The organism is Billgrantia lactosivorans (assembly GCF_003254665.1).
GTDB lineage: Bacteria > Pseudomonadota > Gammaproteobacteria > Pseudomonadales > Halomonadaceae > Halomonas > Halomonas lactosivorans.
Genome location: NZ_QHGY01000004.1, coordinates 30,923 through 51,455 on the forward strand (window position 1 = coordinate 30,923; position 20,533 = coordinate 51,455).

A 20,533-nucleotide genomic window follows, 5' to 3' on the forward strand; every position below is an offset into this window, starting at 1 on the left:
TAAAGAGAGGCGTCATGTTACCAGACTGTCCCGATGACGGGGCGCACGGCGCTCCCAGGCCATCAGGATCTCGTTCTCGCCGCTGAGCGGCTCGCGGCGCTCCTCGACGACCTGGAACCCCAGCCGGCGGTAAAAGGAGACCGCGCGCACGTTGCGCGAGTAGACGCACAGGGTGATGCGCTCGCGCTGCCCCATGGCATGCGCCATCAGGTGGGTGCCATGGCCGAAGCTCTGCACCTCGGGGTCGATGAACAGCGCCTCCAGGTGATCGCCGTTTAGCGCAGCGAAGCCGATGGGGCGATCGGCCGCCTCGAGCACGAAGGTTTCCGCCCCGGGCAGGTAAAGGCGCGCCATGTCGTCGGCACGCTCGTGCCAGAAGCTCGCGGGGATGAAGTCGTGAGCGAGCAACGAGGCACGCAGCCAGATGTCGACGAGCTGCGGTATGTCCTCGATGTTGGCGGGGCGTATCATCGGCGTCTCCCTAAGGCGAGAGGCGTAAAGCGGGAAACCCCCAGTGTAACCGCTTCATCGCGCCAAGGCGCAACGCTGTTGCCCTCCGGCACCTGACGATATACTGCGCCAGTGCCGTTAACTCGGGCCATGCCCATGGTCTCGAACGATGACTTCCGGGAGGGAGAATGAACCGACGTCATGCCCTGCGTGCCGCAGCCGCGCTGCTGGCGACCGCCCTGCTGGCCGGCTGTGCCAGCCCCCACTACCTGCAGTTGAATCCACAGCGCAGCGTTTCGGTGCCACAGGCCGGCAACGGCCAGGCCGTGACGGTGGCCGCCGCGGACGAGCGCGACGACGACGTGGTCGGCACCCGCACCGGCAGCGCCATGTCCACCGCGGTGATCACGGTCAGCGCCCACGAACTGGTGCCGCACCTGCAGCGCGAAGCCGAGCGTGCCGTGCGCGACATGGGCTTCTCGCCGACGACCCAGCCCGAGGGCGAGCGCCCCAGCCTGACGCTGACGCTCAAGCGCCTCGGCTACGAGCGCGGCGACAGCCGGCCGGTCATCGACGAGGCCCGCCTTGAAGCCGTGCTCGAGGTCAAGGTGACCAACCAGGGCAGCACCTATACCGGCACCTACACCTCGCGCCGCTCGCAGAGCTATGCCCTGCGCCCGGGCCGCGACGCCAACCGGCGCATGCTCAACGACCTGATCGGCGACGCCCTCGATCGCGCCTTCAGCGACCCCGAGCTGGCCAGCCTGCTGGCCCGCTGAGCAATGGCGCTGCCCCCTCCTCGGAAAGCGCTGAACGACGAATCGCCAGCGCTTGCTAGGTCAAGGGCCCACGCCGAACCAATGCCCAGACGCTCTCGCGAAAGCCGCTCTGCGCTTCGGGCTCGCCATCCTCCAGGTGCGTGACCTGGAAATTGGGCGCGAAGAGTTCGCGGACCTCCTCGGGCGGCACGTGGTAGGGAGGGCCCGACGCCTCGTCCCCCGGCGCCCGCGACAGCGAGATCAACAGGCCGTGCGAGCCGGGGAGCAGCAGCTGGGCCAGGTGGAAGGCATAGCGCTGGCGAGTGGCGGGGGGCAGCGCGATCAGCGCCGCACGGTCGTAGAAGGCGCCGATCTCCGCGGCCTGGTCGACATGAAAATGAAAGAAGTCGCCGGCCCACAGCTCCACGCTGCCCTGACGGCAGATGGCGAAGGCGCCCTGCTGGTAGCGCGAGACGTCACCCGTCCCCTCGGCAACGAACTGCTCGATGGCCTCCGCGGCGAGTTCGATGCCGAGCACCGGGTGGTCATGCCGGGCCAACCAGCGCATGTCGAGGCTCTTGCCGCAGAGCGGGACCAGCACCTTGGTGCCGGGGCGCACGCCGAGCCCCGGCCAGTGGCGCATCAGCGCCGGATGAGTCTCGGGGCGATGGAAGCCGATACGCCCCTCGCGCCAGCGGTCGAGCCATTCTCGCGCCATGTCGTCCCCTCGCTAGAACCAGCGATCCCGCTTGCGCCGCCGGCGCGGCAGGTGCGGCACGATCAACCCGACCAGCAGGCCGGCCCCGGCCACGCCGCCGCCGTACATGAAGTAGCGCATCAGCAGGTCTTCTTCCTGGGTGTCCAGGCGCGCCTGGAGCTGGCGCACGGTGCGGCGCGACTGTTCGGCTTCGCCGTCGAGCTGGTGGTTGCGCTCCTCGAGCTCGGCGATGCGCTGCTCGCGCGCCTCGAGCGTCTCGGTCATGGTCGCGACCCGCCCCTCCCAGGTCTCGTTGATACCGTCGAGTTCGGTCTCGAGCTGCTCGACCTGCCGCTCGAGCTGCGGCAGCCGATCCCGCGCGCTCGGCGATTCCTGCAGCTCGTCGCTCAATATCCAGACCCGCTCGCCGTCGTCGCTCTCGACCCGGCTGTAGTCGCCGCTGGTCTCGATCACGCTCACCGGCTCGCCAGCCGCCAGCGTGCCGACGATGCGGTAGCCGTCGGTGGGACCGCTGCGCACGTAGGTCGTCAACTCGTCGGAAACCCAGTGTGTGGCGTCGTCTGACTGCTGGGCCTGCAGCGGCGAGGCCACGAGGCCCAGCGCCACGCCCACAAGCAAGAAATCGAATCGATGCTTCATGCCGTCGTCCTGGCTTATGTCGTTCAGCGGCTTGTCCACAGAAGCTGTGGACAAGCCCCGGGAAAACCGCTGGAAAGGCAGCGTCGCGGCGCTCCGGCGTGGGCTCGGCCCTGGCTGGTCATTTGTTGAGCAGCGAGGAATAACCGCCTGCGGCCGGTCAGGGTTCGCGCCTCGGGGGCGGCATCGGGCCGCGCGGAAACTCGGCGACACGCCTCTCGCTCTTGACCGCCCTCGCCGGTCCCTCGCGTTCCACCTCGTCGATGCGCACGATGGCGTTCAACGGCAGATAGCTGCGCTTGACCCCGTCGAAGGTGTGTCGCAGTCGATCGGCCGAGGGATCCACCACCAGCTTCGAGCCATCCTCGAAGACGAACTCCTCGACCTCGATGAAGCCCCAAAGTTCGCTCTGGTAGATCTCCCTGGCGTAGAGCTCCCAGATTTCACCCTGCTGGTGAAATACCACCCGGTAGATCGGTTTGGCCGCCATATGGCCGTCAGTCCTCAACGTTGGGTTACGCCACGAGCCCCGCCGTGGGGCCTGCCAAGGCGCAAGGGTACCACAGTCGCGCGCCGCCGCGGTGCCCCCTACTGGCTCCCGTGGACGTGCTTACGTATAATGCGGCCACCTTCGAGAACGGCTTTGCGAAGCCCATTCCCGCGACACTCCACTCACCGGTGACGCACGCGTCGGATAACCGACCCTCAATTCTTATGGCGAAGAAACTCTTCATCAAGACCCACGGCTGCCAGATGAACGAGTACGACTCCGCCCGCATGGCGGACCTGCTCGGCGAATCGCACCAGCTCGAGTTGACCGACGACGAAGGCGACGCCGACGTCATCCTGCTCAATACCTGCTCGATTCGCGAGAAGGCCCAGGAGAAGGTCTTCCATCAGCTCGGCCGCTGGAAGAAGCTCAAGGAGGCCAACCCCGACCTGGTGATCGGCGTCGGCGGCTGCGTCGCCAGCCAGGAGGGCGAGGCGCTGCGCAAGCGTGCGCCACACGTCGACATGGTCTTCGGCCCGCAGACCCTGCACCGGGTGCCGGCGATGCTCGATGCCCGGCGCAACGACCAGATCTCGGTGGTCGACGTCACCTTCCCCGAGATCGAGAAGTTCGACCACCTGCCCAGGCCGAGCTCCGACGGGGCGACGGCCTTCGTCTCGGTGATGGAGGGCTGCTCCAAGTACTGCACCTTCTGCGTGGTGCCCTATACCCGCGGCGAGGAGGTCTCGCGCCCGTTCGAGGCGGTGATGGACGAGGTGATCCACCTGGCCGACCAGGGCGTGCGCGAGATCAACCTGCTGGGGCAGAACGTCAATGCCTACCGCGGCGAGAATCGGCTCGGCGACGAGATCGACCTGGCCGAGCTGATCGCCTGCGTGGCCGCGGTGGAGGGCATCGACCGCATCCGTTTCACCACCTCGCATCCGGTGGAGTTCAGCGACAGCCTGATCGAGGCCTACGGCGAGATCCCGGAGCTGGTCAGCCACCTGCACCTGCCGGTGCAGGCAGGCTCCGACCGCATCCTCGCCGCCATGAAGCGCGGTCACGGTGTCGAGGAGTACGTGGCCAAGATGGAGCGGATCCGCGCGCTGCGGCCCGACATCAGCTTCTCCTCCGACTTCATCGTCGGCTTCCCCGGCGAGAGCGCGGAGGACTTCGAGGCGACCATGGACCTGATCCACCGCATCGGCTTCGATCACTCGTTCAGCTTCGTCTACTCGGCACGCCCCGGCACGCCCGCCGCGGCGCTGCCCGACGACACCCCCGAGAGCGTCAAGAAGCAGCGCCTGGCGATCCTGCAGGAGCGCATCAACCAGCAGGCGATGCAGATCAGCCGGCGCATGGTGGGCACCACCCAGCGCATTTTGGTCAGCGGCTTCTCGCCCAAGGATCCGGGCCAGCTGTCGGGCCGCACCGAGAACAACCGGGTGGTCAACTTCCGCGCCGCCAACCCCACCGAGCTGATCGGCTACTTCGTCGATGTGACCATCACCGAGGCACTGCCCAATTCCCTACGCGGCGAGCTGGCCTCCCCGGCGCTACACTGACCTCATGAAACCGCCATGTCGCCCGCGGCGGCGCGGCCGGGGAACATCGTGTCCACAAGGATTGCCCTGCCGAGAGGCGGGGCAGTAAGCTGACCCCAATACACGCAACGCAGGAACTTCGCCACCTTGAGTCAACACGCCGCACAGGCCAACCGCATCATCACATTGAGCCTCGAGCCCAATGACCCCCAGCGTCTCGCCAATCTCTGCGGTCAGCGGGACGAGCATCTGAAGCTGGTCGAATCGCGCCTCGGCGTCACCCTGCGCAACCGCGGCAACGTCTTTCAGCTGGCCGGCCCCGGCCACCGGGTCAAGGCCGCCGCCAACGTGCTCGAGCACCTCTATCGCGAGGCCGAGGCGAGCGACCTGTCGCCGGACACCGTGCACCTGTTCCTGCAGGAGTCGGGGCGCGAGGCGCTCGACGAGGAGGAGGGCACGGCCGACGACGAGGTACTGCTGCGTACCCCCAAGGTGCTGATCAAGCCGCGCGGCCTGAACCAGCAGAATTACGTCGCCAGCATTCGCCAGCACGACATCAACTTCGGCATCGGCCCGGCCGGCACCGGCAAGACCTACCTGGCCGTGGCCGCGGCGGTGGAGGCGCTCAACCAGCAGGAAGTGCGTCGCATCCTGCTGGTGCGCCCGGCCGTCGAGGCGGGCGAGAAGCTCGGCTTTTTGCCCGGCGACCTGGCCCAGAAGATCGACCCCTACCTGCGGCCGCTCTACGATGCCCTCTACGAGATGCTCGGCTTCGAGCAGGTGGGCAAGCTGATCGAGCGCCAGGTGATCGAGATCGCGCCGCTGGCCTACATGCGGGGGCGCACGCTCAACAACGCCTTCATCATCCTCGACGAGAGCCAGAACACCACTCGCGAGCAGATGAAGATGTTCCTGACCCGCATCGGCTTCGGCTCCACCGCGGTGATCACCGGCGACGTGACCCAGGTCGACCTGCCGCGCGGCCAGAGTTCGGGGCTGATCCAGGTACTCGAGGTACTCAGGGAGACCGCCGGCATCGGCGTCACCCACTTCGCCGCCAAGGACGTGGTGCGCCACCCGCTGGTGCAGCGCATCATCGAAGCCTACGAGAGCTTCGAGGCCGAGCAGGAGGTCCAGGAGCGTGCCCGCCGCGAAGCCCGCGAGCGTGAGCGCGAGGCGCTGCGCCAGGATCGCGAGCGCAGCCGGGAAGACGACCGGAAATGAGCCCGGCCCCGATCGTCGACCTGCAGCTCGCCGCCGCGGGTGATGGGCTGCCGGCGCAGGCCGAGCTGGAGGCCTGGGTCGCTGCCGTGCTGGCGCGCTTTCCGCAGGAGTCGCGCCACGAGGTCACCGTGCGCATCGTCGACAGCGAGGAGGGACGTACGCTGAACCGCGACTATCGCGGCCGCGACAAGCCCACCAACGTGCTCTCCTTCCCCTTCGACGCCCCCCCCGGGGTCAGCCTGCCGCTGCTCGGCGACCTGGTGCTGTGCCACCCGGTGGTGGCGCGGGAAGCCCGCGAGCAGGCCAAGCGCCTCGTGGATCACTACGCCCATCTGGTGATACACGGTATGCTGCACCTGCTCGGGCACGATCACCTCGAGGAGGCGGAGGCGGAGGCGATGGAGAGGCTGGAGCGCGAGATCCTGGCGGACTTCACCATTGCCGATCCCTACGCCCCGCCCGCGAGCAGCGACGAACAACAAGACGACAGCATGGATGAGAGACGCAATCGATGAGTGACGACCGAACGACCGGCCAGGGCGGAAGGTCCTGGCTCGACAAGCTGCTCGGTGCCCTCTCGGGTGACAGCGACGGCCCCAGCTCGCGAGAGGAGCTCATGGAATTCCTGCGCGAGGCGGCCACCCGCCTCAAGCTGGATCAGGACGCCATGATGATCATCGAGGGCGCCCTGCAGATCAGCGACCAGCAGGTGCGGGAAGTGCTGATACCGCGTTCCCAGGTGGCCGCCATCGCCGTCGACCAGCCCCCCGAGGAGTACCTCTCCCTGATCCACGAGACCGGCCATTCGCGTTACCCGGTGATCGGCGAGAACCTCGACGAGGTCAAGGGGCTGCTGCTGGTCAAGGATCTGCTCCAGTTGCTCAACCGCCCGGTGGAGGAACGCGAGCGCTTCCGCCTCGAGGACATCTTGCGCCCCGCCATGTTCGTGCCCGAGTCCAAGCGCCTCAACAGCCTGCTCAAGGAGTTCCGCGACACCCACAACCACATGGCGGTGGTGGTCGACGAGTACGGCGGCACCGCCGGCATCGTCACCATCGAGGACATCCTCGAGCAGATCGTCGGCGACATTGAGGACGAGCACGATACCGACGAGGACGACGACATTCGCGAACTGGGCGACGGCCGCTACGCCATTCGCGCGCTGACGCCGATCGAGGACTTCAACGAGCGCTTCGGCACGCGCTTCTCCGACGACGAATTCGATACCGTGGGCGGGCTGGTGATGCAGCGCTTCGGTCACCTCCCCGGCCGCGGCGAGCATGCCGAGCTGGGCGGCTGGCGCTTTACCGTGCTCAATGCCGACAATCGACGCATCCGCCTGCTCGAGGCGGTCATGCAGGACGAATCCGCGCTGTCCCAGGATTGAAAGACGTCGCCTCAGGAAACCATACGATGACCCATTCTCGGCTGCCGCCGGCACTCGGCTACCTGGCTGCGCTCGTCGCCGGGGTTCTGACCACCCTCACCGCCTCGCCCTATGAACTCTGGTGGCTGGGTCCGCTCGCGGCCGGCCTCGTCTACTGGGCGATTCAGCCGCTGCGACCGCGCCATGCGGCGTTGCTGGGATGGTGCTACGGTCTCGGCCTGTTCGGCTCCGGCGCCTCCTGGGTCTACGTCTCGATTCACGACTACGGCTACACCGGCGTTCCACTGGCGCTGTTCCTCACCGGCCTGTTCGTCGCCGCCATGGCGCTGTTCTCCGCCGCGACGCTATGGCTCTACCGCCTGCTGTGCGGCCCGCGCCTGGCCGTTCTCACCTTCGCCGGCGCCTGGGTGCTGGGCGAGTGGCTGCGCACCTGGCTGTTCACCGGCTTCCCCTGGCTGCTGCTGGGCAGCGCCCACGTCGACTCTCCCCTGGCCCCCTGGGCCCCGATCGGCGGGGTCTATTTGCTGTCGCTGATCACCGCGCTCTGCGGCACCCTGGGCGTGGAGTTCCTGCGCCGCCGCTGGTGGGCGGCCGTGCCCGTCGCGGCGCTGTGGCTGATGCCCCTCGCCCTGCCCGTGCAGTGGACCGAGCCCGCCGGCGAGCCGCTGCGGGTCGCGCTGCTGCAGGGCAACCTCGATCAGCTGATCAAGTGGACCCCGGAGGGCCAGCGTCGCGCCGCCAATACCTACCTGGAGATGACCCGCGAGCACGCCGACGAGGCCGACCTCATCGTCTGGCCCGAGGCGGCGCTGCCGATGTTCGAGGACGAGGCCGAGCCGATCCTGGCTCGCGCCCAGGCCCATATGGCCCCGGGCAGCGCACTGCTCACCGGCATCCTCCAGCGCGACGGGCGTGGGCTCTACTACAACAGCGTGATCGGCCTGGGCAATGCGGAAGGCGAGTACCGCAAGGCGCACCTGGTGCCCTTCGGTGAGTACCTGCCGCTGGAGCGCTGGCTACGCGGTACCCTCGCCTTCTTCGACCTGCCGATGCCGGCGATGACTCCGGGGCCGGCGGGGCAGGCGCCGATCCGCGCCGCCGGCAGCGTGATCGGCAATGCGATCTGCTACGAGATCATCTATGCCGACCTGGTGGCCGAGCAGGCCCGGGAGGCCGAGTTGCTGCTGACGGTGTCCAACGACACCTGGTTCGGCGAGTCGATCGGCCCGCTGCAGCACCTGCAGATGGCGCGCCTGCGGGCGCTGGAGAACGGCCGCTACGTGGTTCGCGCCACCAGCAACGGCGTCACCGCGGTGATCGACCCTCGCGGCCGCACGCTGGCCCGGGCTCCCCAGTTCGAGACCGTGGCGCTGCTCGCCGAAGCCGTGCCGATGCAGGGTTTGACCCCCTTCACCCGCACCGGCAGCTGGCCGGCGTGGCTGCTCAGCGCGCTGCTGGTACTGCCCGGGCTGAGGCTGGCGCGGCGCCAGCGGCGACTCTAGCGACTAGCGCGGCGATCCACGCAGGCATCGCCTCCGCCCCAACGCAACGAGGCCCGCATGAGCGGGCCTCGTTGCGTCCAGCGGGCAGGCTCAATCGGAGTTGGCCGGCACCTCGCCCAGCACTTCGGGAATGGTCATGCGCACGTAGCGCCCCGGCGCCTCCTCGAGCAGCTGGAGCTCGCCCTCGCCCGGCTGCCGGGCGGGCACCCGCTTGTCGGGGTCGGCGTAGCCGTTGTCGGTCATCCACTGCTGCCAGTGCGGCCACCAGGAGCCCTCGTGGAACTCGGCTCCCTCGAGCCACGCTTCGTGATCGTCCGGCAGCGTGTCGTTGGTCCAGTAACCGTACTTGTTGCGCGCAGGAGGGTTGACGATCCCGGCAATGTGCCCGGACACGCCCAGCACGAAGGTCACCGGCCCCTTGGGCAGCAGCGCCCCGTAGTAGGTGCTGTTCCACTTGGCGATGTGGTCCTCGCGGGTGGAGACGAAGTAGCTCGGCGTGGAGATCTTGCGCAGGTCGATGCGGACCCCGTCGAGCTCGATGCCGCCGGGCTCCACCAGGCGGTTCTCCAGGTACATGTGGCGCAGGTACCAGCCGTGGGTGCCGGCCGGCAGGTTGGTGCCGTCGGTGTTCCAGTAGAGCAGGTCGAACGGCGCCGGGTTCTCGCCCTTCAGGTAGTTGCTGACGTAGAACGACCAGAACAGGTCGTTCTCGCGCAGCAGGTTGAAGGTGTAGGCCATGGAGCGGCCGTCGAGGTAGCCGTCCTGCTCCATCCTGGCCTCGAGGCCCTGCAGGATCGGCTCGCTGAGCAGCACGCCGAGCTCACCGGGATCGCGGAAATCCTGCAGCGTGGCCATGTAGGTCACCGATTTGACCTTGCGTCCACGCCGGGTGCTGGTGAGGTAGGCGACGGTAGAGGCCGCCAGCGTGCCGCCGATGCAGTAGCTGAGCAGGTTGACCGACTTCTCGCCGCAGGCCTGCTCGATGGCCTCCATGGCGGCGATGGGGCCCAGCTGCATGTAGTCGGCCCAGGTCAGGTCGCGCTGCTCGGGCCCGGGGTTGCGCCAGGAGATCAGGAACACGGTATGGCCCTGGTCCACCAGCCACTTGACGAAGGAGTTGTCCTGGCGCAGGTCGAGGATGTAGTACTTGTTGATCCATGGCGGCACCACCAGCAGCGGGGTCTTGAACACCGTGTCGGTGGTGGGGGTGTACTGGATCAGTTGGATCAGCTCGTTCTCGTAGACCACGTAACCGGGCGTGACGGCGATGTTGCGCCCGATCTCGAAGGCGCTGCGATCGGTCATGGCCACGTTGAGGCCATCGGAGGAGTTGGCCAGGTCGCGGCGCAGCTGGGCGAGACCCTCGACCAGGTTCTGGCCCTTGGTCTCCAGCGTCACGCGCATCACCTCGGGATTGGTGGTGACGAAGTTGGTCGGCGCCATGGCATTGACCAGCTGGCGAGCATAGAACGCCAGGTTGCGCTTCTGCCGCTCGGGCAGGCCGTCGAGCTGACCGATCAGCTCCTCGACCGCGCCGGAGAACAGCAGGTACTGCTGCATGATGGCGCGGTAGTAGGGCTCCTGCTGCCAGGCTTCGTCCTTGAAGCGCCGGTCGCCCTTGGGCGGGGACACCAGCGGCTCGGTCGGATTGCCGGCCAGGGCCTGCAGCCCCTGCTGCCACAGCTGGTACTGGTCCTGAATGAGGCGTGCCTGGGTCTGCCACAACAGCTGGGGGTTGCGCATCAGCGACTCGGCCCCGGCCTGGAAGGCCTCACGCATGTCGGCCTGGATCGAGTCGGCGGCCGCATCGGGCGCCATGCGCTCGAGCAGGTCCTGCAACAGGGCCTGGTAGTGCTGGCCCATCTCCTCAAGCTGTTCCTTCCACTCTTCCAGTTCAACCTGGGAGAACACCGCATCCCCTGACTGCATCGCCCTCTCCTGTTCTCTGACCCTGTCTTGTCACGACTCGAACGCCCCAACCCGACAGCGTGCCGGTCGGTCGGCGTCATCTCGGCCAAGGCCGCCCGCAGCGAGGCGGGCGGCCATCTGGCGTCAGCTCTTGCGCGAGGCCTGGCTGCTGGCCTTGGCCGGGGCATCGGACTTGGCCGATGCGGCCGGCTTGGCGCTCGCCTCGCTCGCCTCGCTCTGCTGGCCCTGCTTGACCTGGTCGCTCAACTCCTGGCCGACCTGGCCGAACAGCTGCTCCAGCTCGGCACGGAACTGCTGGCTCATCTCGCCGAGGGCCTGGGCATCCTCCATCATCTGGCGCGAGAGCTCGTGCATCATTTCAGCCTGCTGGGCACCGAAGGCCTGCAGGTCCTGGGCGTCGCGAATCTCGGAAGCGCTGCGCATGCGCTCGGTGCCCATCTGGCTGTAGCGCTTCATCGCCTCGAGCTGATATTCGGTCATCTTCTCCATGTTGCCGAGCATCAGCGAGTTCAGCTTGCGCATGGGTTCGAAGAAACGCCGCGTCTGCTGGTTGAGTTCATCGAGCATCTTGTCCTGCATGGGGTTGACCTCCTGTGACCGGAAACATGCGGGGCAGCGCCAGCGCCACTGTCGACGACTTTCCTGGCGGCTTTCCCTGCGCCTTGCGGTGCAGGCCGTACGCATGCGCACGACCCGGCGGCACGCAACTCATGCTGCACCGCACAAAGCGTAGCCTGACAGGGCCCTCGCTGCAATACCCCCTTCACCTCGGCAGAGGTCGCCCGCCCTCCTGGCGTCACTGCTCCGAACGTCGTGAACGCGAGCTCGCCCTGGCGGACCCGGCCTTGCCCGAAGCCTTCGGCGCGGCCTTGGTCTCGCCGCCCTCGGCGGGTTCCTTTGCCTTGCCCATGGAGCTGCCGGCCTGGCGCAGCATGTCGAGCATCATCTGCTGGTAGGTGCCGAAGCTTGCCAGCCCCTGGGACAGCCCATGGCTCATCTCCTGCGGAAGGCCCTGCTGCAGGAAGGGTTTCATCAGACTCATGGGATCGTAGCCTTCGACCCCGGACTCCATCTGCTTCTGGATCCGGTTGAGCAGCTCCTGCTGGAAGGCCTCGACATCGGGCAGCCCCAGGGCGCGGCGGAACTCCTCGGGCGTCAGGTCGAACTCGACGTTTATCTTCATGGCGTTTCCCTGCTTCAGTGTGCCTACAGTGTAGCAACTCGCCACCGATCCCGACGCCACGGCACCGCGATCAGCGCAGCACCGGCGTCGACACCCGCACCCCGGCGTTCTGTGCTCGGTGGCGCAGCAGGTGGTCCATCAGCGTGAGCGCCATCATCGCCTCGGCGATCGGCGTGGCACGAATGCCCACGCAGGGGTCGTGGCGGCCCTTGGTCACCACCTCGACCGGGTTGCCGTGGGCGTCGATGCTGCGCCCGGGCAGGGTGATGCTGGAAGTGGGCTTGAGCGCCAGGTGGGCGATCAACGGCTGCCCGGAGGAGATGCCGCCGAGCACGCCACCGGCGTGATTGGAGAGGAAGCCTTCGGGGGTCATCTCGTCGCGGTGCTCGCTGCCGCGGCTTGCCACCGCGGCGAAGCCGTCGCCGATCTCCACGCCCTTCACCGCATTGATGCTCATCAGGCCATGGGCGAGCTCGGCGTCCAGGCGGTCGAACACCGGTTCGCCCAGCCCGGGCGGCAGCCCCTCCGCCACCACGGTGATCTTCGCCCCCACCGAGTCCTGGTCGCGGCGCAGCTGGTCCATGAACGCCTCGAGCTCGGGGACGCGCTCCGGGTCGGGACAGAAGAAGGGGTTGGCATCGACCGCCTCCCACTGCTTGAAGGCGATCTCGATGGGGCCGAGCTGGCTCATGTAGCCGCGCACGATGATGCCCTGGCTGGCCAGGTAGTGCTTGGCGATGGCGCCGGCGGCCACCCGCATGGCGGTCTCCCGGGCGCTGGAGCGGCCGCCGCCGCGGTAGTCGCGAACACCGTACTTGTGATGGTAGGTGTAGTCGGCATGGGCGGGGCGGAACTGGTCCTTGATGTTGGCGTAGTCCTTGGAGCGCTGGTCGGTGTTCTCGATCAGCAGGCCGATCGACGTGCCGGTGGTGACGCCCTCGAACACGCCGGAGAGGATCCTCACCCGGTCAGGCTCACGGCGCTGGGTGGTGTGTCGCGAGGTGCCGGGGCGCCGCCGGTCGAGGTCGCGCTGCAGGTCCGCCTCGCTGAGCGGCAGCCCCGGCGGGCAGCCGTCGACGACGGCACCGAGTGCCGGGCCGTGGCTCTCGCCGAAGGTGGTGACGGTGAACAGCTTGCCGAAGGTGTTGCCGGACATGGGCGTGCCTCCCGATATCGATATGTTGGATCAGGCGAAGGACGCCGCATGGGCGTCGAGTTCCTCGGCGGTGAGGGCGAACACGCCCTGGCCGCCGCGCTCGAAGTCGAGCCACAGGAAGGGGACCTCGGGGAAGGCCGCCTCCAGATGACGATCGGAGTTGCCGACCTCGACGATCAGCACGCCGCGCTCGGTCAGGTAGTGCCGCGCCTCGCGCAGGATGCGCCTCACGACGTCGAGCCCATCGGCGCCGGCGCCCAGCGCCAGCGTCGGTTCGTGGCGGTACTCGGCGGGCATGGTGGCGAGATCGCGGGCGTCGACGTAGGGCGGGTTGGAGACGATCAGGTCGTAGCGCTGCCCGGCCAGCCCCGCGAACAGGTCGGAGAGGACGGCGCGCACCCGCGCGCCCACGTCGTGGCGCTGGATGTTCTGCTTCGCCACCGCCAGGGCCTCGGCGCTGATGTCGGAAAGGTCCACCTCGCAGGTGGGCAGGTGGAGCGCGGTGGCGATGCCGATGCAGCCCGAGCCCGTGCACAGGTCGAGTACCCGCGCCGGTGGTTCTTCGGGGAACCAGGCGGCGAAGCCGGCCTCGATCAGCTCGGCGGTGGGCGAGCGCGGGATCAGCACGCGCTCGTCGACGTCGAACGCAAAGCCGGCAAAGAATGCCTCGCCCAGCAGGTAGGGCAACGGTCGGCGCGAGGCCACGCGCTCCCGCACCAGACCGACGATGCGCGCCCGCTCCATCGGCAGCAGCCTGGCCTCGAGTACCGCCGGGTCGACGTTCCAGGGCAGGTGCAGGGCGCCCAGGGTCAGCGCCACGGCCTCGTCCCAGGGGGAGTCGGTGCCGTGGCCGTGGAACAGGCCGGCCAGGTGGAATTCGCTGGCCGCCCAGCGCAGGTAGTCGCGCAGGGTGACGAGGTCGCGACACAGCGCCTCGTCGTCCAGAGACAGGGTCGAGCGGGAATCGGAGGAGGAGTTGGCCACGAATGGTCCTGCAGGTCGTTGGGAGTCGATGTCACGATTGTACCTGCGGCGGCAGGCGGTTCACAGCCACGCTCAGGCCGCTATACTGGCCGCTCGACGACACCACGCGAGCCCCCATGAGCCAACGCCGCCCTCCCGACGACGATGACGACGACAGCAATGCCTTCCGCCGGGCACTGCGCGAGGCCGGCGTACGCCGCATCGCCGTCAATCGCGCCGACCCGGGGCGTGCCAGGCGCCGCGACCCGGCGGCGGCGGAGCGGCGCGCCGCCGCCGTGGCCGCGGAGACCCGGGAGACGGCCAGCCGCACCAGCGACGGCCGCGTCGAGCCGGTGCGGCCTTCGGAGTTCCTCGACTTCGCCCTGCCCGACCTGCCCTATCGCACCCGCAGCCAGCTCAAGCGTGGCCAGATCGCCTGGCAGGCGGGCCTCGACCTGCATGGCTACAGCCTCGACGAGGCGCGCCAGGAGCTCGAGAGCTTTCTCCGGGAGGCCGCCGGCAGCCGCCTGCGCTGCGTGCTGGTGGTGCATGGCAAGGCCTGGGGCAGCAGCGCGGACTATCCCGTGATCAAGAGCCACGTCAACGCCTGGCTGCGGGAGTGGCCGGCCGTGCTGGCCTTCTGCTCGGCCAGGGAGAGCGACGGCGGCACCGGTGCCGTCTACGTCCTGCTGCGGCGCCGAGGCCAGGCCTTCTAGCCGCCGCCCGACTCGCGGTCCGCCGGCATCTGCGGCGGCTCGACGATGGTGCCGCCACCGCCGCCATGGCCGCTGTGGCTGCGCCCCTCGTAGCGGTCCAGCGCCTCCATCGCCAGGTGCCGCCCCAGGCGGACCAGCGCCTCGGCACGATGGAACTCGAAGGCGCCGCATACCGTCTTGGGCACTTCGATCAGCACGTCGGGCGGGTACCCCGCCACCTTGTACTTGGCCAGCGAGGCCTGGGTGATATCGAAGGAGGCCAGGATCATGTCCAGCCGGCCCCAGGCCCGCCTGCCGCTGGCCGCGCGTCCCGCCTTGCCGTTCGCCTCGCCGGCGTCGCCCTCGGGCCCGCCCAGCCCCTCGAACAGCCAACGGGTCGCGCCGCGCACGTCCATCCACTTGCGCGCGGCGGCCTCGGCTTCGTCATCGGTTGCCTGCTGCTCCTCGGCGGGCAGCAGGTCGGCGAGGGAGACCGGCCGCGCACTGTGGGCGGTGGCGTTGACGGCCAACATCATGTCGGCATGGGCGGAGACGGTGGGCGTGATCGGCAGCGGGTTGAGCAGACCGCCGTCGACCAGTGTGTTCTCGCCGATGTGCACCGGCGTGATCACCCCCGGGATGGCGATGGAGGCACGAATGGCACGCAGCAGCGGGCCCGACTGGAACCACACCTCGCGCTGGCGGATCAGGTCGGTGGCCACCGTGGTCAGGGGAATCGGCAGGTCCTCGATCAGGATGTCGCCGATCAGTTCCTCGAGCTTGCTCATGACCTTGCTGGCGCGCATGGCGCCCATCGGGTTCCAGGTGACGTCGACCAGCTTGAGCACGTCGAAGTAGTCGAGTTGGCAGACCCAGTCGCGGTAGGCCTCGAGCTGCCCCGCGGCATAGACGCCGGCGATGACCGCGCCCATTGAGCAACCGGAGATCGCCACGATCTCGTAGCCGCGCGCCTTCAGCACCTCGATCACGCCGATATGCGCATAGCCCCGCGCCCCGCCGCTGCCCAGGGTCAGCGCCACGCACTTGCCCATTTCCACCGCCGGCCTGCTGCTCATCGCACCTCCCTCAACGTCATGCCTGCTGCCCGTCCGTGAGCCAGGTCGCCATGCTCTCGGCCACCGCGGCCACGCTGCCAGGCTCCAGGTGGAGATGGTGGCCCCCCTGCAGCACCCGGCGCGTCAGCCGCGGCACGGCCGCGCGCGCCGCCCTGGCCATGTCGTGCTCGCCCAGAATGCCCGCCGCGCCTTCGATCAGCAGCGCCGGCGCCCGGATCGCCCCCAGCAGCGCCAGCGCCTGCTCGGGGCACAGCCGCACCGGCGAGGGCCTCAGCAGGCGACCATCGGTGCGCAGCCGCACGTGGCCATCCGCCTCCCACGCCAGGTTGCGCTCCACCAGCGGCGTCGCCGTCGCCGCGTCGATCGGCGTCACGCCCCCCGCCACCCGGGCCGCGATGGCGGTCCTGCTATCAGGATAGCGCGGCGCCGCCGAGCGCGGGCGGCGACTCGCGAGCAGCCCCTTGCGCAGTTGGGTAGCACTCTCGGCGGCCGGGGTGGTCACGGCTCCCAGGCCGTCGATCAGCAGCAGCCGCTCGACACGCTCCGGCAGCGCCGCGGCGGTCAGGCAGGCCACTCCCGCGCCCATGGAGTGCGCCAGCAGCGTCACCCGCGCCAGGCCCAGCGCGTCGGACGCGTCGAGCAGGTCGTGGCAGTAGTCCCACAGGGCATAGCCGCCCTCGCGGTGCGCCGAGTGGCCGTGCCCGGCGAAGTCGAGCGCCACGACACGAATGCCGAGACGCGCCACCAGCAGGGGCGCCAGCCGGCTGAAGCTGGCGGCGTTGTCCAGCCAGCCGTGCAACGCCAGCCAGGTGGGAGCGCCTTGCTCACCCCAGGCGAGGGCGGCCAGCCGGCCGCCGGCCACCCTCAGCGCCTGCGCTTCACTCATCTCTCGCCCTCCAGCAGGTCATCGAGCATGCTCAACAGGGCCCGGCGGGTCTCCTCGGGGTGTTCCATGGGGAACATGTGGGTCCCCGGCACCAGGGCCAGCGGAATGCCGTGGGCGGCCAGGCGTCGCCGCCGCTTCGCCGTGATCAGATCGGAGTCGCTGCCGGCCAGCACGCCGAAGGGAATGCGCAACCGGCGCGGCAATCGTGCCAGGTGGTCGGGCAGGTTGCGGAAGATCTCGGTCTCGATCGCCGGGTCGTAGATCAGCTCGGCGACCCCGTCGTCGCGCAGCCGCGTGCCGCCTTCGACATAGTCGTGCAGGGCCTCCGGGGTGAAGCGCCGGAACAGTCCGCGACGGCGCAGGTGGTTGGCCATCGCCTCGCGGTCGGGCCAGGAGGTGCGGCGCCCCTTGCTCTTGCCCGCCGGCGTGACCCGGTCGACGACACCGAAGCGCTTGGCGACCTTCATGCTCCAGGCATCGAGCCCCAGCATCAGCGGCGGATCGAGCATCACCACGCAGCGAAAGCGCTGCGGCGCGTGCTCCGCGGCCATGGCCATCAGCACCCCGCCCATGGAGTGCCCGACGCCGATGACGGGTCCGTCGTCAGCGGGCAGGTGCTCGAGGAGCTCATCGCGAAGCGCCAGCCAGTTGGCCCCCACGGGATAGTCGGGGTGGTGGCCGAGACGATCGACGGGATGGATGTCGAAGCGCTCCTGGAGCGGCGCCAGCAGGCTGCGATAGCTCATGCCGGGGAAGCCATTGGCATGGGCGAAGACCAGCCGCGGTCGTGTAGGGGTGGCACGTTCGTTCATCAAGGTGTCCAGTAGCAGTCAAGCGGGGTCGCCAGTGGCGATAGCAGGCTAACGGGTTTACTCTATCTCGCCAAGTCGACCTCCGGCCCATGTCGTTCGCCTCTTCTGGAGTCTGCCATGCCTCGCCCCTCCCGGCCCCGGCGCGATACCCGCCTTCGCAACCGCCTGTTCTGGATAACCGTGTCCGCCGCCCTCGTCGTCGGCCTGTGGCTGGTGCGTCGATGAGCCTGTTCGAGCTCTTCTTCGCCACCCTGGAGATCACCCTGCCGGTATTCGCCATGGTCTTCCTCGGCCTGGGCCTCAAGCGCCTGGGCTGGATCGACCAGGCCTTCATCGCCACCGCCTCGAGCCTGGTGTTCCGCGGCACCATGCCGACCCTGATCTTCCTCAGCATCATCCAGGCCGATCTGGACGCCACGCTGAATCCGCGGCTGCTCGGATTCTTCGCCCTGGCCACCCTGGCCAGCTTCCTGCTCAGCTGGGGCTGGGCCATTCTGCGCGTGCCGCATGCCGAGCGCGGCGTCTACGTGCAAGGCGCCTTTCGCGGCAACTGCGGGATCGTCGGCCTGGCCCTGGCCGCCGGCATGTACGGCGACTACGGTCTCTCGGCGGGCGGGTTGCTGCTCGGCGTGGTGATCCTCACCTACAACGCCTTCTCGGTCATCGTGCTGGCCACCTACCAGCAGGGCCGGCGCCCCGAATGGCGCAGTGTCGCCAGCCACATCCTGCGCAACCCGCTGATCCTCTCCGTGGTGGCGGCCGTGCCGGTGGCGGCCCTGGAGCTGCGACTGCCCGGCTGGCTGATGACCTCGGGACAGTACTTCGCCTCGCTGACCCTGCCGCTGGCGCTGATCTGCATCGGTGCCACCCTGTCGCTGGGCTCGATCCGCTCATCGGGCAGATTGGCGCTGGGCGCCAGCCTGATCAAGATGGTCAGCCTGCCGCTGGGCGCCACCCTGGCCGCCTGGCTGTTCGGCTTCGCGGGGCGCGAGCTGGGCGTGCTGTTCCTGTTCTTCGCCAGCCCCACGGCGGCGGCCAGTTTCGTGATGGTCAAGGCGATGGGCGGCAACGCTGCGCTGACGGCCAACATCATCGCCCTGACCACGCTGATGGCCAGCCTGACCATCACCGTCGGCGTGTTTGCGCTGAAAGTGATGGGCTGGATCTAGCCGCTGTGGACGATCACCTCGAACTGCTCCAGCCCGCCGCCCTCGCCGACGGCCTCCCTGGGCATCGGGTTGGCGTGGGCACGCTCGAAGTCCTCGCTGCCGACCCAGGCGCGAAAGGCCGCCTGGCTCTCCCATTCGGTCTGCACCACGTAGGGGGTCGGATGACCGACCGGGCGCAGCAGGCGCATGGCGACGAACCCGGGCTGCTTGTCGATCTCGCCGGCGCGGGCCCGGAAGCGGGCCTCGAAGGCCTCCTCGTAGCCCGGCTTGACGACGACGCGGTTGTTGACGATGAAGCTCATGGGTGCCTCCCTGTCAGCGGATGTCGTGGAGTGCGGTGAAGCGCAGCAGCCGGGCACAGCCCGCGGCCCACACCTCGCCCTCGAGCTCGGCCACGCCGGCGGTGGGAAAGGCGAGCCCGCGTTCGGCCCGCCCCTCCGTCAACAGCTCGGTGAGCAGCCCCACCAGCGGCATATGGCTCACCAGCACGACGGGGGCGGCCGGAGCGTGGTCGATCAGCCAGTCGCAGACCGCCATCGGCGGGTCGTCGGGCGTGACGATGGGCAGCACTTCGGGCTCGACGCCGAGCGCCAGGCCGACGTGCTCCGCCGTCTGCCGCGCCCGCGCGTAGGGGCTCGCCAACAGCCGCGCCCCGGCCAGCGACTGCCGGGCCAGCCAGCCGGCCATGCGCTCGGCTTCGGCGTGGCCGCGTGCGGTCAGCTCCCGCTCGCTGTCGCGACGCCCGGGCCCGGCCTCGCCATGGCGCATGATGCACAGCCGCGCGGCCGTCATGTTCCGCCCTCGTCCGACTCCACCCGGCGATGGGCCTGCTGCACGGCTTCGCGCGGCAGCACGAACTCGACGTCGCTGCTCTGTTCGCCGCGCATCAGCATGCGCGCCATCTCGCGGGCCGGCACGCCCTCGAACAGCACCTGGTAGAGCCCCTCCGCCAGCGGCATGTAGACGCCATCCCTCCGCGCCTTGTCGCGCACCAGGCGCACCGTGTTGACCCCCTCGGCGACCTGGCCCAGCGCCTCGACCGCCTCGTCGAGCCGCTTGCCCTGGCCCAGGGCGTAACCGACCCGGTAGTTGCGCGACAGCTGCGACGAGCAGGTCACGATCAGGTCGCCCACCCCGGCCAGCCCGAGGAAGGTCATCGGGTTGGCGCCCAGGCTGACGGCGAAGCGGCCCATCTCCGCCAGCGCTCGTGTCATCAGCATGCTGCGGGTGTTCTCGCCCATGCCCAGCGCCGCGGCCATGCCGGCGGCGATGGCGTAGATGTTCTTCAGCGCCCCGCCCAGCTCGACCCCGTAGCGGTCGTTGCTGGCGTAGACACGGAAGTAGTCGCATCCCAGCGCCTGCTGCACGCGGGTGCGCGTCAGCGCATCGTCACTGGCCACCACGGTGGCGGTGAGCTGCTTCTGGGCGATCTCGGTGGCCAGGTTGGGTCCCGAGATCACGCCGATGTGGCGAAACCCCGTCTCCTCTTCGAGGATCTGGCTCATCAGCTTGAAGCCCTCCTCCTGGATCCCCTTGGTGGTGCTGACCAGGATCTGGTCCGGTTGCAGCCACGGGAGCGCCTGGCGCACCACGTCACGGAAGGCCTTGGAGGGGATCGCCACCAGCACCAGCTCGGCGCCATCGAGCGCTTGCTGCATGTCGCTGCAAGCGCGCACCGCCGGATTGATGGCGTAGTCCGGCAGGTAGCGCGGGTTGCGGTGCTCGCGGTCGATCTGCGCCGCGAGCTCGGGGTCGCGCAGCCACTGGCACACCCGGGCGCCGTTGTCGGCGGCGATGCTCGCCAGCGCGGTGCCGAAGCTGCCGCCGCCCAGGACTGTTACCCGCATGGGTTCGTCTGACATGTCTGCCCCGCGAATCGGTCGATGAAACAGGAGAATTCGTCAAGAGTGTAACGAAGAATGCCCCCTTGCGGGGGCATGTCTCATCAAAGG

23 protein-coding genes are annotated in these 20,533 nt (G+C 68.8%); 8 read left to right on the forward strand and 15 right to left on the reverse strand.

Going from position 1 to position 20,533, the window contains the following annotated elements; all coding sequences use genetic code 11:
• Positions 1–12 precede the first annotated feature (12 nt).
• Positions 13–471: a GNAT family N-acetyltransferase gene (locus tag DIS04_RS10645; RefSeq protein ID WP_111413757.1), complete on the reverse strand. Its 459-nt coding sequence runs from the start codon at positions 469–471 to the stop codon at positions 13–15.
• A gap of 167 nt (positions 472–638) precedes the next feature.
• Here DIS04_RS10645 and DIS04_RS10650 point away from each other — a divergent pair, with 167 nt between their 5' ends.
• Positions 639–1,229, forward strand: a complete 591-nt coding sequence (locus tag DIS04_RS10650; RefSeq protein ID WP_111413758.1) for a YajG family lipoprotein — start codon at positions 639–641, stop codon at positions 1,227–1,229.
• Positions 1,230–1,284: 55 nt separating this feature from the next.
• Here DIS04_RS10650 and DIS04_RS10655 read toward each other — a convergent pair whose 3' ends face one another.
• The 3 genes from DIS04_RS10655 to DIS04_RS10665 all read right to left on the reverse strand — a co-directional run bounded on the left by DIS04_RS10655 (position 1,285) and on the right by DIS04_RS10665 (position 3,052).
• Positions 1,285–1,926, reverse strand: a complete 642-nt coding sequence (locus DIS04_RS10655; RefSeq protein ID WP_111413759.1) for a class I SAM-dependent methyltransferase — start codon at positions 1,924–1,926, stop codon at positions 1,285–1,287.
• A 12-nt stretch (positions 1,927–1,938) separates the two neighbouring features.
• Positions 1,939–2,565 (reverse strand): TIGR04211 family SH3 domain-containing protein, encoded by a 627-nt coding sequence (locus DIS04_RS10660; RefSeq protein WP_111413760.1) that lies wholly within the window; start codon positions 2,563–2,565, stop codon positions 1,939–1,941.
• Positions 2,566–2,722: 157 nt separating this feature from the next.
• A complete protein-coding gene (locus tag DIS04_RS10665; RefSeq protein ID WP_111413761.1) occupies positions 2,723–3,052 on the reverse strand; it encodes a DUF1820 family protein in 330 nt (109 codons plus the stop codon).
• 224 nt (positions 3,053–3,276) lie between these two features.
• Between DIS04_RS10665 and miaB the strand changes: the two genes are divergently transcribed.
• The 5 genes from miaB to lnt all read left to right on the forward strand — a co-directional run bounded on the left by miaB (position 3,277) and on the right by lnt (position 8,712).
• Positions 3,277–4,620, forward strand: coding sequence for a tRNA (N6-isopentenyl adenosine(37)-C2)-methylthiotransferase MiaB (gene miaB, locus DIS04_RS10670; RefSeq protein WP_111413762.1), 1,344 nt, complete (start codon positions 3,277–3,279; stop codon positions 4,618–4,620).
• A gap of 126 nt (positions 4,621–4,746) precedes the next feature.
• A complete protein-coding gene (locus tag DIS04_RS10675; protein WP_111413763.1) occupies positions 4,747–5,823 on the forward strand; it encodes a PhoH family protein in 1,077 nt (358 codons plus the stop codon).
• The gene (gene ybeY, locus DIS04_RS10680) at positions 5,820–6,338 is read left to right on the forward strand and encodes an rRNA maturation RNase YbeY (RefSeq protein ID WP_111413764.1); all 519 of its coding nucleotides are present in this window, start codon (positions 5,820–5,822) and stop codon (positions 6,336–6,338) included. Before DIS04_RS10675 ends, ybeY begins: the two co-directional genes overlap by 4 nt.
• The gene (locus DIS04_RS10685) at positions 6,335–7,210 is read left to right on the forward strand and encodes an HlyC/CorC family transporter (protein WP_111413765.1); all 876 of its coding nucleotides are present in this window, start codon (positions 6,335–6,337) and stop codon (positions 7,208–7,210) included. The genes ybeY and DIS04_RS10685 overlap by 4 nt, the downstream gene beginning before the upstream one ends.
• Before the next feature lie 26 nt (positions 7,211–7,236).
• Entirely contained in the window at positions 7,237–8,712 is a 1,476-nt protein-coding gene (lnt, locus tag DIS04_RS10690) for an apolipoprotein N-acyltransferase (RefSeq protein ID WP_111413766.1), read from the forward strand.
• 90 nt (positions 8,713–8,802) lie between these two features.
• On the opposite strand, the gene phaC is transcribed toward lnt, so the two are convergent.
• The 5 genes from phaC to prmB all read right to left on the reverse strand — a co-directional run bounded on the left by phaC (position 8,803) and on the right by prmB (position 13,964).
• Positions 8,803–10,641 (reverse strand): class I poly(R)-hydroxyalkanoic acid synthase, encoded by a 1,839-nt coding sequence (gene phaC, locus DIS04_RS10695; RefSeq protein ID WP_111413767.1) that lies wholly within the window; start codon positions 10,639–10,641, stop codon positions 8,803–8,805.
• 123 nt (positions 10,642–10,764) lie between these two features.
• On the reverse strand, positions 10,765–11,220 hold the full coding sequence (locus DIS04_RS10700) for a phasin family protein (RefSeq protein WP_111413768.1): 456 nt from the start codon (positions 11,218–11,220) through the stop codon (positions 10,765–10,767).
• 217 nt (positions 11,221–11,437) lie between these two features.
• Positions 11,438–11,824, reverse strand: coding sequence for a DUF6489 family protein (locus DIS04_RS10705; RefSeq protein ID WP_111413769.1), 387 nt, complete (start codon positions 11,822–11,824; stop codon positions 11,438–11,440).
• Positions 11,825–11,894: 70 nt separating this feature from the next.
• Complete coding sequence (gene aroC / locus DIS04_RS10710; RefSeq protein ID WP_111413770.1) at positions 11,895–12,980, reverse strand: chorismate synthase; 1,086 nt, start codon at positions 12,978–12,980, stop codon at positions 11,895–11,897.
• Between the two features lie 30 nt (positions 12,981–13,010).
• Positions 13,011–13,964, reverse strand: coding sequence for a 50S ribosomal protein L3 N(5)-glutamine methyltransferase (prmB, locus tag DIS04_RS10715; RefSeq protein WP_111413771.1), 954 nt, complete (start codon positions 13,962–13,964; stop codon positions 13,011–13,013).
• 116 nt (positions 13,965–14,080) lie between these two features.
• Here prmB and DIS04_RS10720 point away from each other — a divergent pair, with 116 nt between their 5' ends.
• Positions 14,081–14,659 (forward strand): Smr/MutS family protein, encoded by a 579-nt coding sequence (locus tag DIS04_RS10720; RefSeq protein WP_111413772.1) that lies wholly within the window; start codon positions 14,081–14,083, stop codon positions 14,657–14,659.
• Here DIS04_RS10720 and DIS04_RS10725 read toward each other — a convergent pair.
• The 3 genes from DIS04_RS10725 to DIS04_RS10735 are packed head-to-tail and all read right to left on the reverse strand — an operon-like array spanning position 14,656 to position 17,412.
• Positions 14,656–15,714, reverse strand: a complete 1,059-nt coding sequence (locus DIS04_RS10725) for a patatin-like phospholipase family protein (protein WP_111413773.1) — start codon at positions 15,712–15,714, stop codon at positions 14,656–14,658. The two genes, DIS04_RS10720 and DIS04_RS10725, sit on opposite strands and share 4 nt — an antisense overlap.
• 16 nt (positions 15,715–15,730) lie before the next feature.
• Complete coding sequence (locus DIS04_RS10730) at positions 15,731–16,600, reverse strand: alpha/beta hydrolase (RefSeq protein WP_111413774.1); 870 nt, start codon at positions 16,598–16,600, stop codon at positions 15,731–15,733.
• Positions 16,597–17,412, reverse strand: a complete 816-nt coding sequence (locus tag DIS04_RS10735; protein ID WP_111413775.1) for an alpha/beta fold hydrolase — start codon at positions 17,410–17,412, stop codon at positions 16,597–16,599. The genes DIS04_RS10730 and DIS04_RS10735 overlap by 4 nt, the downstream gene beginning before the upstream one ends.
• Before the next feature lie 221 nt (positions 17,413–17,633).
• Between DIS04_RS10735 and DIS04_RS10740 the strand changes: the two genes are divergently transcribed.
• Positions 17,634–18,581 (forward strand): AEC family transporter, encoded by a 948-nt coding sequence (locus DIS04_RS10740; RefSeq protein ID WP_111413776.1) that lies wholly within the window; start codon positions 17,634–17,636, stop codon positions 18,579–18,581.
• Here the strand turns inward: DIS04_RS10740 and DIS04_RS10745 are convergent.
• The 3 genes from DIS04_RS10745 to DIS04_RS10755 are packed head-to-tail and all read right to left on the reverse strand — an operon-like array spanning position 18,578 to position 20,443.
• Positions 18,578–18,883 (reverse strand): antibiotic biosynthesis monooxygenase family protein, encoded by a 306-nt coding sequence (locus DIS04_RS10745; protein ID WP_111413777.1) that lies wholly within the window; start codon positions 18,881–18,883, stop codon positions 18,578–18,580. The genes DIS04_RS10740 and DIS04_RS10745 overlap by 4 nt on opposite strands.
• Positions 18,884–18,896: 13 nt before the next feature.
• On the reverse strand, positions 18,897–19,373 hold the full coding sequence (gene sixA, locus DIS04_RS10750) for a phosphohistidine phosphatase SixA (protein WP_111413778.1): 477 nt from the start codon (positions 19,371–19,373) through the stop codon (positions 18,897–18,899).
• On the reverse strand, positions 19,370–20,443 hold the full coding sequence (locus DIS04_RS10755; protein ID WP_111413779.1) for an NAD(P)H-dependent glycerol-3-phosphate dehydrogenase: 1,074 nt from the start codon (positions 20,441–20,443) through the stop codon (positions 19,370–19,372). The genes sixA and DIS04_RS10755 overlap by 4 nt, the downstream gene beginning before the upstream one ends.
• Between the last annotated feature and the right edge of the window lie 90 nt (positions 20,444–20,533).